Genomic DNA, 14,868 nt, shown 5'->3' on the forward strand with positions numbered 1-14,868 from the left:
AGCGGCAGCCGCGATGCATTCGATGCATCGCGCCGTGGTGACTCGAATCAGGATGCGAACGGAGGGGCGCGGGGTTGAGCGAAGGTGAGCGGTTCGACACGGCGCACGCTCTCGAAGCGGGTCGCGACGGTGTGCTGCAAGGCGCGCACGGTGACGACGAACAGTGCCTCGACGCTCGGCACGGCCGGCATGTGGGCGAGCAGGCTGCAATAACCGCAGGCGTCGCCGTCGGACATGACGGTGTGCTGGGTGTGTTTGTCGCCTGCCTGATCGGGCGCGTTCGATGTGACCGATGTCGCGTCCGGCATGTCGTCCTGCATCGAGTCCATCGAACCCATGGACGCCATCGACGGCATGTCGCAATGCTCGGCTGACATGGCGCTTTCATCGCTGCGTGCGGCGAGCGTGTGCGAGATCGTCGGAGCGAGCGTGGCCATCAGGATCGCGAACAATCCCAGCCAACTGCCGATCTTCCGATAGAAACGACTCACGATACGCCCGGCGACAATGGGGAAGCTGTCGCGGATTATGCCACGGTCAATAGAGCAAACTGCCGACGGCAAACCCACCGCGGACAGTGGACAATGCAATCATCCCGGCTCCCGGCACGGAGTGTCCATGAAAGCGCAGCGCCCGCGTCCCCCGCACTTTCCCGGCGAAGAGCCGCATGCCGAGTGGCGCGATCATACCCTGCTCTATGCCGTCGTGGCGGCGCTCATCATACTCATGGTCACGCTGGCCGTCTGGCTGGTCGATCCGGCGCCGCCCAAGACGATCACCCTGAGCGCCGGTCCGCATGACAGCTCGTTTTTCGTCGCTGCCGAGCAGTACAGGAAAATCCTCGCCCGCAACGGCATCAAGCTGAACGTGCTGGAGTCCGACGGCTCCGTGCAGAACCTGCAACGTCTGCTGGACCCAAAGCAGCGCGTCGACGTCGCGCTCGTGCAAGGCGGCGTGGCCGACGGCCTCGACACCTCGTCGTTGATGTCGCTCGGCAGCGTTTTCTATATTCCGGTGGTGGTGTTCTATCGCGGCACGGGCCTGAGCCAGCTTTCGCAACTGGAAGGCAAACGGATCGCGGTGGGCCGCGAAGGCAGCGGCACGCGCCTGCTCGCGCTCAAATTGCTGGATGCGAACGGCATCGAGCCGGGCGGCGACACCACGCTGGTGCCGAGCGACGGCTTGCAGGCCGCCACCCAACTGGTGGCGGGCAATGTGGACGCGGCAATCCTGAACGGCGACTCGGCCACGCGCGGCCTGATGCTGCGCCTGCTCAAGGTGCCCGGCATTTCGGTGATGAACTTCACGGAGGCGAGCGCCTATACGCGTCTCTTTCCCTATCTGGACCAGATCGACCTGCCGGCCGGCGTGCTGGATCTGAGGCGCAGGATTCCGCCTGAGACCGTGCATCTGATCAGCCCGACCGTCGAGCTGGTGGCCCGCACCACGCTGCATCCGGCCATTTCCGATCTGCTGATCGAAGCCGCGCAGGAAGTGCACGGCATGCCGGGGCTGTTGCAGCGCGCGGGGGAATTTCCGAGTCCGGTCGCGCGTGAATATCAGATCAGCGAGGACGCGCAGCGCTACTACAAGACGGGCAAGAGCTTTCTGTACCGCACGCTGCCGTTCTGGCTGGCGAGCATCAGCGATCGCACGGTCGTTCTACTGCTGCCGATGGCCGTGCTGCTGTTCCCGGCCATGCGCCTGATTCCGGCGCTCTACCGCTGGCGGGTGCGTTCGCGCATCTATCGCTACTATGGTTCGCTGATTGCGATCGAACGCGGCGCGCTCGCCGATTCGACCGACGAGGAGCGCACGCGGCTCTTCGCGGAGCTGGATCAGATCGAGGATTCGTTGAATCGGCTGCGCATGCCGCTCGCTTACGCCGACGCGTTCTATGTGCTGCGCGAACACGTCGGCTTCGTGCGCAGCCGGCTGGGGGCTGCGTCGCGGCAAGGCAGCCGCCCCTAGCCGGGGCGGCGGGTTTTACGCTTCGCGGGTGGCCGGCGAGTTGGCCGGCTCGGCAGGCGCTTGCGTGGCTGCTTCAGCGGGCGCTTGCGCGGCTGCTTCGGCCGGCGCTTGCGCGGCTGCTTCGGCCGGCGCTTGCGCGGCTGCTTCGGCAGGCGCTTGCGTGGCTGCCTCGCCGGTCGCATTCGCGTTCGTCGCGCCGGCTGCCGCCTTCTGCGCACCCCTTCCCGCGCGATGCGCCTGCAGACGCTGAGCGCCCGCGGCTTCCTGCGCCGTGACCTTGCCCGCCTCGGCGCCCGTCAGATCGACGCGAGCCGCGCCCTCCACAAGACATTTCCAGTAGCGGCTGCCACGGCACCACGTCTTGATCGCGTCGCGCAATTCGGCTTCGCTCAGCGACAGTTCCTTGGCGTGCACCACGAGGTCTTCGAAAATACCGACCTTGAGCGGCAGCTTGGGCGCCGGATTCTTCGGGAAGGCAATGGGGAAGCGCTTCTGCAGCCGCCCGATCGATTTCACCACCGGATCCACCGGCTTCGCCTCCACCGCCGGTTTGGCGTCGGACGCGGCTGCGGGCGCGGCACGGCGCGGCGGCGCGGGCTTGCGGGCAGGCCTCGCGCCCGGCTTGGAAGCGTCCTTTGCAGCGGGCTTGGAAGCGTCCTTAGCCGGCTTGGAAGCGTCCTTCGAAGCAGGCTTCGCGCCGGACTTCGCGGCAGGCGCAGCCTCGCGGCGAGCCGCGGCCAATTGCTTCTTCAGTTCAGCGAGTTGTTCGAAACCCATAGCGCACAATCGATCGAGAAAGACGAGATTGTAGCAGCGTAAGGAAACACGCTCGTGACGACGCCGCGAGCCGCGCCGCGCGGGCTTGCGCGCGTGCATCCGTGTAGGCTCGGCGCGGCACGGTTAAACTCGATGTTTCCGGCCGTTTCCGCCCCACCGCCCCCTTTTTTTCCCCTTCTCGCACCGGTTGCCGCGCTTCATGGACCTCAAGCAAATCCAGTATTTCATCGCGCTTTTCGAAGACGGCTCCGTCACGCGCGCGGCGAAACGGCTCAATATCGTCCAACCCGCGCTCAGCATGCAGATTTCGAAGCTCGAGACCGAATTGCGTCAGAAACTCTTCGAACGCGGGCCGCACGGCATGACGCCGACCGACGCGGCACGCCAGATGTACCGCCTGTACACGCCGATCATGCGCGACATCGAGCGGGCGCGCGACCAGCTGAGCCGGCAGGATGCGATCGTCACGGGGCGCGTGTCGCTCGGCATGGTGTCGTCGGAGGCGGAGAGCGTGCTGCCGGAGTCGCTCGCCAGGTTCAACGCGATGTTCCCGCAGGTCGAAGTGTCGGTCGCCGACGGTTTCAGCGCGCAGTTGATCGACGCGGTCGAAGCCGGGCGGCTGGACGCGGCCATCATCAACAAGCCGCGCGGGCGCCTCACGCTCGACGTGGTGCCCTTGCTCGACGAGGAAATGGTGCTGGTGACGAGCGCCGCACTCGGCCCCGACCTGCCGCCTGCCGTCGATCTCGCGAAACTGACCGGCATCGAACTGGTGCTGCCCACTCGCCGCAACGGCCTGCGCGGCGTGCTGGACGCGGCGCTGCTGGCCGCCGACGTGGTCATCAAGCCGAAGTTCGAGATCGACCTGCTGAACACCATCGTGCAGTTCGTCGAACAGAGCGGCGTCGCGACGATCCTGCCGCGCGTGGTGGTTCAGCGCAAGGTCGACGAAGGCGTGCTGTGCGCGCGCACCATCGCGTCGCCGCCTATCGTGCGGCACATCATCCGCGTGAGCCATCCGAAGCGGCCGATCGGGCCGGCGGCGCACGCGCTGATCGAGATCATCGGCGAGGAGATTCGGCGGGTGACGACGGGTGTGCCCGCCGTCTGAAACGCCGTCCCGGTTGCCGTCTAAGCCGCAGTCTGAACTCTGCGGCCTGAACCGCCGTCCACGCTGGCCTTTAAACCGCTGCGTGAATCGCTGTCCGAGCCCCTGCCTGAAACGCTGCTCGAACCGCAGCCGGCCGACCGCCAGGTCCGCGGCCTAAACCGCCTCGCGCACCGCCCCCTGCTCGAGCCGCCCACGCGTTTCCGGCACGACGAACGCCCCGATCAGGAAAATCACGCTGATCGCGCCTACAAAGATCGCCAGCGTCATTGGCAACTCGCTCGCATCTTTCGCCACCAGCGAGACAGCAGTCGGCATCATCCCGCCAATGGCAAAGCCGATGTTCCAGGAAAGCCCCGTGCCGGTCGCGCGAATCGCGGTCGGGAACCGTTCGTTCAGGAAGATCAGGATCGGCGCGTAGCCCGCGCTCCCGAGCGCGCTGAGAATCACCGCGTACACGCCGATCATCGTGATGCTTTGCGCCGTGGGCAGCAGCAGGAACAGCGCGGGCAATGCGAACAGGCGAATCAGGCCGAGCCAGATGAAAGCGGTCTTGCGCCCGATGAACGTGCTCAGATGCCCCGCCGCCACCGACGCAATCACCACCGCCACGCTGCAGATCAGCAGGATCGCCGCCGCGGCGCCGTTCGGCGCGTGGCTCACCACCTTGAGAAAGGTCGGCAGATAGCCCGAGGTCAGGTAATAGCCGCTGCCGCCGCCGATGGTCAGCAACAGGTTGACGAACAGAATCGACCGATAGTCGCGGGAAAACAGCGTGCGCACCGGCGAGCGCACGATTTCGACCGGCGTGCCGAGCTTCTGCGCCGCGGCCTTGGCGGCCTTTTCGGCGGCGAGCTTTTTCCACAGCGGCGACTCTTCGAGACTACTGAAGACGAACAGCCCGAGCACCGAGCTAATGATGCCGGTGAAGAACATGCAGCGCCAGCCCCACACGTCGAACGACGGGCCGGGGAATAGCGCCGACATCGCCAGATACGTGAGCGAGGCGAGCAACGCGCCGAGCCCCGCTCCGCCGCCACCGATCAACCCCGACACCGCGCCGCGATATTTCGGCGCGACCGATTCGGTGCCGATGGTATGCGTCGACGCCACCACGCCGCCCACGAACACGCCCTGCACAAGACGCAGCACGAGGAACAGGATCGGCGCGACGAGACCCACCTGCGCGACGGTCGGCAGCACGCCGAAGGCGGCCGTCGAGAGACCCACGCCGACCACGGCGATGATCATCGCGCCCTTGCGTCCGTGGCGGTCCGCGTAGGAGCCGAACCATGCCGAACCAAGCGGGCGCATCAGCAGGGTCACGGCAAACGACGCATAGACCGCGGCGAGCGAGAGCATCGCGTGCTCGGACGGGAAGAACAGCCGCCCGACCACCGGCGCGACGAACAGCAACACGAACAGATCGAACAGATCCAGTGCCCAGCCGAGGCACGAGGCCATTACCGCACCCATCACTTGCCGCTGGTCTACCGCGGGCAAGGCGGCGCCATTTTGCGCTGCTACGGACATCGTCATCTCCTTGACTATCAGCGGGCCGTCTCTCGATCGTCCCCGTTTTAGGCACGTTCGCTTGCGCGTGCTCTTGGTGGTGTTAAGAAACCTTATGGCGAGGCCGTGGTCAGCGGCGCCGTATTCGATGCAGCATTTGCCTCGCGCCGCGCGAGCATCGCGTCGGCGATTTTTTCGGCCATCATGATGGTCGGACAATGAAGTCTTCGAGCGCGCCCGGCTCGACCAGCAGCGCGGACATGCGCTGACCCCGCGTGAAGAAACGCTCCATCCACGTGTCTCCTTTGTCGACCGGAGTTAGCGCTTTAGCGCTTACTCCGGTCCCATGCAAGGCTGTCGATCGGAGTTAGCGCTTTAGCGCTTACTCCGATCCCATGCAAAGCTGTCGACCGGAGTTAGCGCTTTAGCGCTTACTCCGGTCCCATGCAACCCGGCTGCTGTTTTCCCGTTCGCCGTTGCACGGCGTTCGCCCTAACTGCCGCGAAACACCGGCTTGCGTTTGCCGTGAAATGCCTCGACGCCTTCGCGGAAATCGTCAGAGGTGCGCAGACGGCTATAGCAGTGCCCTTCGAGTTCGATCGCGATGGACAGCGGCGCGTCCTCGGTATCGTTGAGAAGCTTCTTCGCGGTACGTTGCGCGAGCGGCGAGAACGCGCGCAGCTCATCCACCAGCGCGTCGGTCGTGGCTTCCAGTTCGGAGTCGGCCACGCACTCGACCGCGATGCCCCACTCGTAGGCCTGCTTGCCCGGAATGCGGCGCGAGCGCATCACGATGTCCTTGGTACGGCCGATGCCGACCATCTGCTGCAAACGGGCCGAGCCGCCCGAACCCGGAATCTGGCCGAGTTTCTGTTCCGGCAGCGCGTAGAAGGTGGTGTCGGTGGCAATGCGGAAGTCGCACGCGAGCGACAGTTCAAAACCCACGCCGAAGCAGAAGCCGCGATTGGCGGCGATCACCGGCTTCGAGCAGCGCGCGGGCGCGGCGATATTCCAGGCGAGCTTCGACACGGTTTCCGGCGATGCTTCGAGAAAGCCCTTGATGTCGCCGCCGCTCGAAAAGTGTTCGCCCTTCGCGCGCACCACGATCACGCGCACGCGCGGGTCTTCGTCGAGCGCCTCGAAGGCGGCGCGCAGTTGGTCGCGCGCATGCATCGAAATCACATTCAGCGGCGGCCGGTGCAGGATGATGTCGGCCCGCTCGCGTTGCGCGTCGATCTCGATGGAAAAGCCGTCGAGTTCTTGCAGCAGGCTCTGGCCGCGGTGAGTCAGGTCGGTCATGAGGTTACTCCTTGGTAGTTTCCGTGTGAGGTGCAAGGGATTCGCCGCGCGTGTCGCGTTGGTACTCGCCCGCCGACAGCTTGCGGCGCAGGATCTTGCCGACCGGCGACTTCGGTATGTCGTCGACGAACACGTATTCGCGCGGACGCTTGAAGTTGACGAGGTCGGAGGTGCGGCAGTGCGCGTCGAGCGTCTCGGCGTCGACGTAATCGCGGCGCTTGACGAAGGCGACCACGCGCTGGCCCCAGCGCTCGTCCTTCACGCCGGCCACCGCGACCTCGTCGACCGCGGGATGCAGCGACAGCACCGACTCGATATCGACCGGCGAGATGTTCTCGCCGCCGCTGATGATCATGTCGTCGACGCGGCCCGACACATACAGGTCGCCTTGCGCGTCGAAGAAACCGGTGTCGCCCGTGAAGTACCAGCCGTCGCGCAATGATTTGGCGTTCGCATCGGGACGGTTCCAGTAGCCTTCGAAGGCTTCGTCGCCGAGCAGGTCGGCGATGATCTGGCCTTCTTCTCCCACTTGCGCCAGGTCCTCCGGCGTGTGGGCGTCGAGCCTGACGACGCGCAAACGCGTGTTGATGCCCGCGCGCCCTGCACTGCCTGGTTTTCGCGTGGCGTCCTGATCGATGCTGAAGGTATAGACCTCGGACGAGCCGTAGTGATTGACGAACAGTTCCGGTTCGAATGCCGCTGAGAGGCGCTTGAGCAAACCGTCGTTCATCGGCGCGCCCGCAAAGCCTAGCTTCTTCACCGTCGAGGTATCAATCGACGCGAAAGCCGGATCGGCAAGCAGATCGTGATACAGCGTCGGTACCAGATAGAGGCAGGTGAGCTTGTGCTGCGCGATCGCATCGAGTGCGAAGCGCGCATTCCAGCGGCGCACGCAGACAAACAGGCCGTCCACCAGCGCCATCGAGAGCAGTGAGCGCACGCCCATGGTGTGATAAAGCGGCATCACGCCGAGCGTGCGTTCGCCGTGGCCATACAGATTCTGCGCGACATGTGCGAGCGCGGCGGCGCGTTCATGACGATGACGGCGCGGCACGCCCTTCGCCTTGCCGGTGGTGCCCGAGGTATAGAGAATCAGCGAGTAGTCGTCGGCATCCGCGCTGGTGTGCCCCACGTTCAACGCGTCCGGCGTGCTGTGCGCCATCAGCGTTTCGAAGCTCGCGGTGCAGCCTTGCGCGTCGTCGAGACCGATACGCGGCAGACGTTGCGCTGCGGGACTCTGCGCGACGGCATCGGCGCAAACCGGCTCGTACACGATGGCCTTCACACCGGCGTCGGTCACGCAGTATTCGAGTTCATCGGGTTTCGCGCGCCAGTTCAGCGGCACGATCACCACGCCCGCGAACTGGCAGGCCCAATGCAGGGTCGCCATTTCCCAGCGGTTTTGCAGCACCACCAGCAAGCGGTCGCCATGCGCGAGGCCCAGACCGCGCAGACCTTCGGCCACCTTCACGATGACGCCGTGCCACTGCGCGTACGTCAGCGTCAGCTCACCGTCGACCAGAGCCAGCGCATTGGGGCTGCGTTCCACGCTCTGCAGAAAGGTTCGGCCGAGGTCAAGCATGAGCGGCCTCCACGGTCTCGCCGGCCGCCTTGCCTTGCCGGCGCCGCGCCGCCACGTCGAGCACCGCGGCGACGATCGGCGTATAGCCCGTACAGCGGCACAGATGACCCGAGAGCATCTCGCGCACTTGCGCTTCGCTCGGATCGGGCACGCGCTGCAGATAGTCCGCGCACGACATCAGAATCCCGGCCGTGCAGAACCCGCATTGCAACGCGTGATGACGCTGGAACGCCTGCTGCAGATCGCCGAGTTTCATGTCGGGAGCGAGTCCCTCCACGGTGTCGATGCGGCGGCCGTCGGCCTGCACCGCCAGCATCAGGCACGAGCGTCCCGCCACGCCGTCGACGTGCACCGTGCACGCCCCGCACACACCGTGCTCGCAGCCGACGTGCGTGCCGGTCGCGCCCAGTTCGTGACGAATGAAATCCGATAGCAGTTCGCGCGGCTCGCAATAGCCGCTGCGTTCACGGCCATTGAGCGTCAGCGTGACGCATTGCCGTTCGCCTTGCCGCATCACGTGCACGACGTTGCCGTTCGATGTGTTGCTCACTTCGCCTCCTCGATCACGCGCCATCCGAGTTGCCGGACCAGATGCCGGCGATAGGTCGCGCTGATATGCGCGTCGTCCTGCGCGCCCAGCTTCCAGCTCAAATCGTTCAATGCGCTGCGCAGGTCCTCGTCACGCAGACGCGGCCATTGCTCGACCACCGGCCTGTCCGCGACGCCGCCCACCGCGAGGCGAATCGAATCGCTCGTCACGACGGCCGCGCAGGCGACCATCGCGAAGTCGCCGTGGCGCGCGGAGAATTCCGTGAAGCCGTAGCGCTCGCCTGGCCGCTTCAGCGGAAAGCGCACGGCTTCGACCAGTTCGTCGGGCTCGCGCGCGGTCATCAACATGCCTTGGAAAAACTCGCTGGCTGGCAGCACGCGGTGTTTCTTTTTCGAGCGCAGCAGCACGTCGCCGCCAAGCGCGGCCAGCACCAGGGGCAGTTCCGCGCTCGGGTCGGCATGCGCTATCGAGCCGCACACCGTGCCGCGATTGCGGATCTGGAAGTGCGAGATATGCGGGAACGCCATCGCCAGCAACGGCACTTCATCGCGCAACGATTCGCGCCACTCGACGCTGCCTTGCGTCGCTGCCGCGCCTACCACCAGCAAGCCCGCCTTGTGATCGACGCGCACCGAGTTCAGCTCGTCAGTGCGCGAGATATCGATCAGCATGCGCGGCTGCGCGAGCCGCATGTTCAGCACCGCCATCAACGACTGGCCGCCGGCCAGCACGCGTGCGTCCTCGCCGCTTTGCGCGAGGGCATCGAGCGCATGTTGGCTGGTCATGGCGCGCAGATAATCGAACGGCGCGGGTTTCATGCCTGTCTCCTGAAACGGGCCAGCAAGCGCGAGAGCCACGAGCCGCCGGCGTGAACCGGCTTGCCGGCCGCCTGACGGCCGAGCGATTCGAACAGTTGCCGCAACACGACCTTGGCTGCGCCTTCGAGCATGCGTCCGCCGACCGCCGCGACCTTGCCCGACACCTGGGCTTCGTAGTCGTACGAAAGACGCGTGCCGTTTTCAATCGGCGTCAATTCGACGAGGCCGCTGCCGCGCGCGCTGCCGAGCGACGACATGCCCGCGCCCGCCAAACGCAGCCGATGCGGCGCGTCGATTTCCGACAGGCCGATCTTCGCTTCGAAGCGCGCCTTGATCATGCCGACGCCGACCGTCACGTCGGCGCGATACTGGTTCGTGCCTTCGGCTTCGAGCGCATGGCAGCCGGGTATCACTTTCGCGAGCGCGTTCGGATCGAGCAGCACGGCAAAAATCGCTTCCGGCGACGCCGGTAAATCGACGCTGCCCTGCGCGGTGAGCGCCTTGCCGCTACCCGGCATCGCCGGTTTGGCCGCCGGCGCTTCACGCAACTCGGGACGCGACGGCGCGGGGTCGTCGATGCCGATCAGCGCCATTACCTTCGAAGGCGTCAGCGGCAAACGGATATCGTCGACGCCGAGCGCATCCGCCACCGCATTCGCGATGCACGGCGGCGTGCTCATGTTGTTGCCCTCGCCGAGTCCCTTCGCGCCGAGCGGCGTGAACGGCGACGGCGTTTCCAGATGCACGATCACCGGATCGGGCACTTCGCAGGTGGTCGGCATCAGATAGTCGGCGAGCGTGCCGGACTGGAAGCTGCCGTCCGCGCCGTAGCGAAACTCCTCCATCAACGCCGCGCCGAGTCCTTGCGCGAACGCGCCGCGAATCTGGCCGTCGGCGAGCGCGGGGTTCAGCAGCGTGCCGGCGTCGTGCGCGGTGACGTAGCGGTCGATCCGCACGCGGCCGGTGGCGCGCTCCACTTCGACGCCGCACATGTCGAAAGCAAACCCGTACGCCGCCGACGTATTGACGCGATCGTTCTCGTCCGGCGCGGCCATGTTCGGCGGATTCCAGAACACTGTCTCGCGCAGACCGGGCTCTTCGCCTTCGGGCAACAGCGCGGGCGCCCAATGCGGCGCATTGGCGGCGACGCGGCCGAACGGCTGAGCGCGATCCTCGGCGCCCCTTGCAAAGATGCGGCCTTCTTCGAAACGGATATCGTCCGGCGCGCAGCCCAACTGCTTCGACACGATGCGTGCGATCTTGTCGCGTACGCGCACGGCGGCCATATGCACCGTGCCCGCCACCGCGCCGGCGAAGCGGCTCGAATAGTTGCCCGCCGCCACCGACCACGCGTCCTTGTGCGTATCGAATTCGACATTGACGACGACGTCATGCGGCGACACGCCGAGCACATCCGCAACCACTTGCGCGCACACCGTCATATGCCCCTGGCCCGCGGGCGTCGACGCAATCGTCACCACCACGCCGCCGAGCAGATCGACGCTGACCGTCGCGCTTGCGATCGCGCCGCTCTTCGGTCCGGCTTTCCTGCGCGCGTCGGCGGGCATCACCGTCGTGATGTAGCCCATATTCGACACCGACGGCTCGACGATCGCCGCGAAGCCGATCCCATACAGCCGCCCTTCCTTGCGCGCCGCCTCGCGACGTGCAAGCAGCTCGTCATAGCCGCCTTCGGCCAACGCGCGGCGCAGCGCTTCCTGATAGTTGCCCGAGTCGAGCAGCGCGCCGGCCGCGGCGCGATACGGGAATGCATCGGCGGCGACGAAATTGCGGCGGTACACGTCGAGCACATCGAGCTTCAGTTCGAGCGCGATGCGCTGTATCAGCCGCTCGAGCGCGAAATACACCTGCGGTCCGCCGAAGCCGCGCACCAGACCCGTCGGCGTCTTGTTGGTCAGCACGACGCGGTTGCGCACCAGCAGATTGTCGATCGCATACGCGCCGGTCAGGCAACCATGCATGCGATAGAACGTGGCCGGTTCCGGCGCGCGCAGATAGCCGCCGCAATCTTCGAGTTGATCGTAGGCGAGCGCCGTGATGCGACCGTCGTTCTCCACGGCCGCTTCGAGCGTCGAGACGCGCGCGGTCGCGGACGTCGCCGCGCTCAGATGTTCGAGCCGGTCCTCGACCCACTTCACCGGCGCCCCGGCCTTGCGCGAGGCGAGGCACATCAGCACGACGTACGGGAACACCGCCTGCTTCACGCCGAAGCTGCCGCCCGAATCGCGCGGCGCCTTGTGCCGCAGACGGTTGGCGGGCACGTTCAGCGCCATCGCCATCACCGCGTGCAGCGAGAACGGGCCCATGAAATTCGACGTGACGTCGTAGCCTTCATCGCCCGCCAGATACTCCGCGATCACCACGCCGCATTCGATCGGCGCGCAGCTATTGCGCGGATAATGCGCGACCAGTTTCACGCGATGCGGCGCTTTCTCGAACGCGGCTTCCGGCTCGCCGTAGCGGAAGTGCCGGTCGCTGATCACGTTGCTGCCCACTTTCTCGTGCAGCACCGGCGATTCTTCGCTCGCCGCCTGTTCGATCGATGTGACCGGATCGAGCGTCGCGTACTCGACCTTGAGCAGATCGAGTGCGTCCTCGGCGATGGCGCGCGATTGCGCCAGCACCACCGCCACCGGTTCGCCGACATAGCGCACGCGGTCCATCGCCAGCGCCCATTGCTCCATCGGCGATTTCACGCCGACCACGAAGGGCCGCGACCAGGCGCGCAGGTCATCGCGTGTCAGGATCGCGTGGACGCCGGGCAGTTTCGAGGCGGCGTCGGTGTCGATCGACACCAGTTCCGCATGCGCGTGCGGCGAGCGCAGGATCGCGGCGTGCAGCGTGCCCGGACGGATGCCGATGTCGTCGCCATAACGGCCGCGGCCGGTGAGAATCGCGGGATCTTCCAGACGCTCCATCGGGCGGCCGAGATGACGCTGCGGGCGTTTTTCCAGTTCCGGCTCGCGTTCCTGCGTCGCCGTGTCACCTGCGTGGAGCGTGTCGCGCCGATTCATTGGTCCGCTCCCGATTCGCGGCGCTCCGCGAATTCGTCGGCGAGTCCACTCCAGCGCTGCGCGATTTCGCGATGCTCGATACCGAACAGATCCAGAATCCGCCCCACTGTGTGGTCGACCACGTCCTCGATGGTCTTGGGATGCGCGTAGAAGGCGGGCACCGGCGGCATGACGATCCCGCCCATCTCGGTGACGGAAGTCATGTTGCGCAGATGCGCGAGGTTGAGCGGCGTTTCGCGCGCGACCAGCACGAGCCGGCGGCGCTCCTTGAGCATCACATCGGCGGCACGTGTGAGCAGGTTGTCGGCGAAACCATTGGCCACGCTCGCGAGCGTCTTCATCGAGCACGGCGCGATCACCATGCCCGCCGTGATGAACGAACCACTCGCCACGGCCGCGCCGATGTCGCGTACGTTGTAGACCACGTCGGCAAGGCGTTCCAGATCACCGCGCGTCATGCCCAGTTCCTGCGCCGCCGTGACCGCGCCGGAGGCCGACACGATCAGATGCGTCTCGTGCGTGCCGAGGCGCCGCAACGCGGCGAGCAGACGTACGCCGATCAGCGCGCCGCTTGCACCCGATAGGCCGACGACGATGCGCTCAGGCGTGTGCTTGTGCTCAGACATGAGTGCCACCCAGATAGCCGTCGAAGGCGGTGTTGTCGGCGGCGACGAGGGCGTCCAGATTCACTGTGTCCTGTCCGGGAATGCGCACCCGTGTAAACACATGCGACGCGTACACCACCGGCCGTGTGGCATCCAGTCCCATCTTCGCGCTCACACCTTGCAGATGCGGCGGCGCGTCTTCCGGCTGACCGACGGTAGTCGACGGATCGAGCGGCGAGCCTTGCGCGCCTTCAATCACGACCAGATCGCGATCGGCCTGGAAGCGCGTGGCGATCGCCCATTCGATTTCGGCCGGGTCGTGCACGTCCACATCGGTGTCGACCACCACTACCTGCTTGATGTCGTAGTGCGCGCCGAACGCGCACAGAATCACGTTCTTCGCTTCGCCCTCGCGCTTCTTCTCGAACTGCACCCACAGGTGGTAACGGCACACGCCGCCCACTGAGAGATGCACGTCCTTGACGTTAGGATGACTACGTTGAAGGTGAGCGAGCAACGTCGCCTCGCGCGGAATCGCGCCGAGCAGCAGATGCTCCATTTCCGCCGGCACGATCGTATGAAAGATCGGTTTCTCGCGATGCGTGACCGCGGTGACTTCGATCACTTCACGCGCTTCCTGAGCGCTGTAGTACTTGGGGAATTCGCCGAATGGGCCTTCCATTTCGCGCACGTTGGGCAGAATTCGCCCTTCGATCACGATCTCGGCGAAAGCCGGCACGTTGACACCGTTGCTCACGCATTTGACGACCGGCAGCGGCGCGCCGTGCAGCGCGCCGGCGATTTCCAGCTCGTCGGAATCGATCGGGGAAATCGCTTGCGAGGCGAGCATCGTCAACGGATCGACGCCGATGGCGATCGCGACGTCGAGCGCGTCGCCCGCCTCTTCCGCGGCTTTCTGGAATGCATACAGATGGCGCGGCAACAGCAGGATCGCCATGCGGTCCGGCCCGTGCACCTGAATGCGATTGATGGAAACGTTCTGCACCCCGGTACGCGGATTGCGTGCGATCACGAGACCCGCGGTGATGTAGGGCCCGTTGTCATGCTCGCTATGGGTCGGAATCGGCAGCAGCTTGTGAAGATCGATCCCGCTGGTATGCACGACCTGCTGGCAGGCCGCTTCGGCGCGCGGGATTTCCTTCGAAGGAATCGGCTGGTCCGCCGCGTCGCGAAAGCGCGCCAGCAGATCAGCCTCGGCCACGCCCATCGCTTCCGCGATCCACGCGCGCCGCGACATGAAACCGCTGACCACCGGCACATCGTGGCCACCCGGCTTCGTGAAGAACGCGGCTTGCGTGCCGTCCAGGCGCTTGGCGATGGCGGCGAGTTCGTGTTCGAGCGCCACCGCCTTGTCGATCGTAGCGACCCGGCCCGTGCGTGCCAGATGCGCCAGCCAGTCGCGCAGCGTGAGCGCGCCGGTCGGGCGAGCCCACGTCAGGGGGAAAGTGCGGTGCGCTGCGCCATCGCGAGTATTCATCCACGTCTCCATCGATGCCTGGCTTCATGTCCGAACCGGACTGCCAGTTGATGATGGAAGCGTAACGAGATCAGCTTATAACTTCTAATATTGATTATTGATGCGTCGAATCA

The 14,868-nt window shown here is 65.7% G+C and carries 12 protein-coding genes; 2 read left to right on the plus strand and 10 right to left on the minus strand.

Annotation, left to right across the window (positions count from 1 at the left end):
- Positions 1–47: 47 nt before the first annotated feature.
- Entirely contained in the window at positions 48–491 is a 444-nt protein-coding gene (locus tag PQR42_RS35170) for a DUF2946 domain-containing protein (RefSeq protein ID WP_408389952.1), read from the minus strand.
- 127 nt (positions 492–618) lie between these two features.
- Here PQR42_RS35170 and PQR42_RS35175 point away from each other — a divergent pair, with 127 nt between their 5' ends.
- The gene (locus tag PQR42_RS35175; RefSeq protein WP_408389950.1) at positions 619–1,971 is read left to right on the plus strand and encodes a TAXI family TRAP transporter solute-binding subunit; all 1,353 of its coding nucleotides are present in this window, start codon (positions 619–621) and stop codon (positions 1,969–1,971) included.
- Between the two features lie 15 nt (positions 1,972–1,986).
- Here the strand turns inward: PQR42_RS35175 and PQR42_RS35180 are convergent, their stop codons facing one another.
- On the minus strand, positions 1,987–2,748 hold the full coding sequence (locus tag PQR42_RS35180) for a ProQ/FinO family protein (protein ID WP_408494927.1): 762 nt from the start codon (positions 2,746–2,748) through the stop codon (positions 1,987–1,989).
- 199 nt (positions 2,749–2,947) lie between these two features.
- On the opposite strand from PQR42_RS35180, the gene PQR42_RS35185 reads away from it, so the two are divergent.
- Complete coding sequence (locus PQR42_RS35185; RefSeq protein WP_408389946.1) at positions 2,948–3,859, plus strand: LysR family transcriptional regulator; 912 nt, start codon at positions 2,948–2,950, stop codon at positions 3,857–3,859.
- Positions 3,860–4,012: 153 nt separating this feature from the next.
- Here the strand turns inward: PQR42_RS35185 and PQR42_RS35190 are convergent, their stop codons facing one another.
- The 8 genes from PQR42_RS35190 to PQR42_RS35225 all read right to left on the minus strand — a co-directional run bounded on the left by PQR42_RS35190 (position 4,013) and on the right by PQR42_RS35225 (position 14,755).
- Complete coding sequence (locus tag PQR42_RS35190) at positions 4,013–5,389, minus strand: MFS transporter (protein ID WP_408389944.1); 1,377 nt, start codon at positions 5,387–5,389, stop codon at positions 4,013–4,015.
- A gap of 471 nt (positions 5,390–5,860) precedes the next feature.
- Positions 5,861–6,667: an enoyl-CoA hydratase/isomerase family protein gene (locus tag PQR42_RS35195; protein ID WP_408215969.1), complete on the minus strand. Its 807-nt coding sequence runs from the start codon at positions 6,665–6,667 to the stop codon at positions 5,861–5,863.
- A gap of 4 nt (positions 6,668–6,671) precedes the next feature.
- Positions 6,672–8,249, minus strand: a complete 1,578-nt coding sequence (locus PQR42_RS35200) for an AMP-binding protein (protein WP_408389942.1) — start codon at positions 8,247–8,249, stop codon at positions 6,672–6,674.
- Positions 8,242–8,763 (minus strand): (2Fe-2S)-binding protein, encoded by a 522-nt coding sequence (locus tag PQR42_RS35205; protein ID WP_408390056.1) that lies wholly within the window; start codon positions 8,761–8,763, stop codon positions 8,242–8,244. Before PQR42_RS35205 ends, PQR42_RS35200 begins: the two co-directional genes overlap by 8 nt.
- A 32-nt stretch (positions 8,764–8,795) precedes the next feature.
- Complete coding sequence (locus PQR42_RS35210; protein WP_408389940.1) at positions 8,796–9,617, minus strand: FAD binding domain-containing protein; 822 nt, start codon at positions 9,615–9,617, stop codon at positions 8,796–8,798.
- Positions 9,614–12,652 carry a xanthine dehydrogenase family protein molybdopterin-binding subunit gene (locus PQR42_RS35215; protein ID WP_408389938.1) on the minus strand — a complete coding sequence of 1,013 codons (3,039 nt, stop codon included), beginning with the start codon at positions 12,650–12,652 and terminating at the stop codon, positions 9,614–9,616. Before PQR42_RS35215 ends, PQR42_RS35210 begins: the two co-directional genes overlap by 4 nt.
- A complete protein-coding gene (locus tag PQR42_RS35220; RefSeq protein WP_408389936.1) occupies positions 12,649–13,278 on the minus strand; it encodes a UbiX family flavin prenyltransferase in 630 nt (209 codons plus the stop codon). Before PQR42_RS35220 ends, PQR42_RS35215 begins: the two co-directional genes overlap by 4 nt.
- The gene (locus tag PQR42_RS35225) at positions 13,271–14,755 is read right to left on the minus strand and encodes a UbiD family decarboxylase (protein WP_408389934.1); all 1,485 of its coding nucleotides are present in this window, start codon (positions 14,753–14,755) and stop codon (positions 13,271–13,273) included. The genes PQR42_RS35220 and PQR42_RS35225 overlap by 8 nt, the downstream gene beginning before the upstream one ends.
- Positions 14,756–14,868: the final 113 nt, after the last annotated feature.

This window comes from Paraburkholderia sediminicola (genome assembly GCF_046027355.1).
Classification (GTDB): domain Bacteria; phylum Pseudomonadota; class Gammaproteobacteria; order Burkholderiales; family Burkholderiaceae; genus Paraburkholderia; species Paraburkholderia sediminicola_B.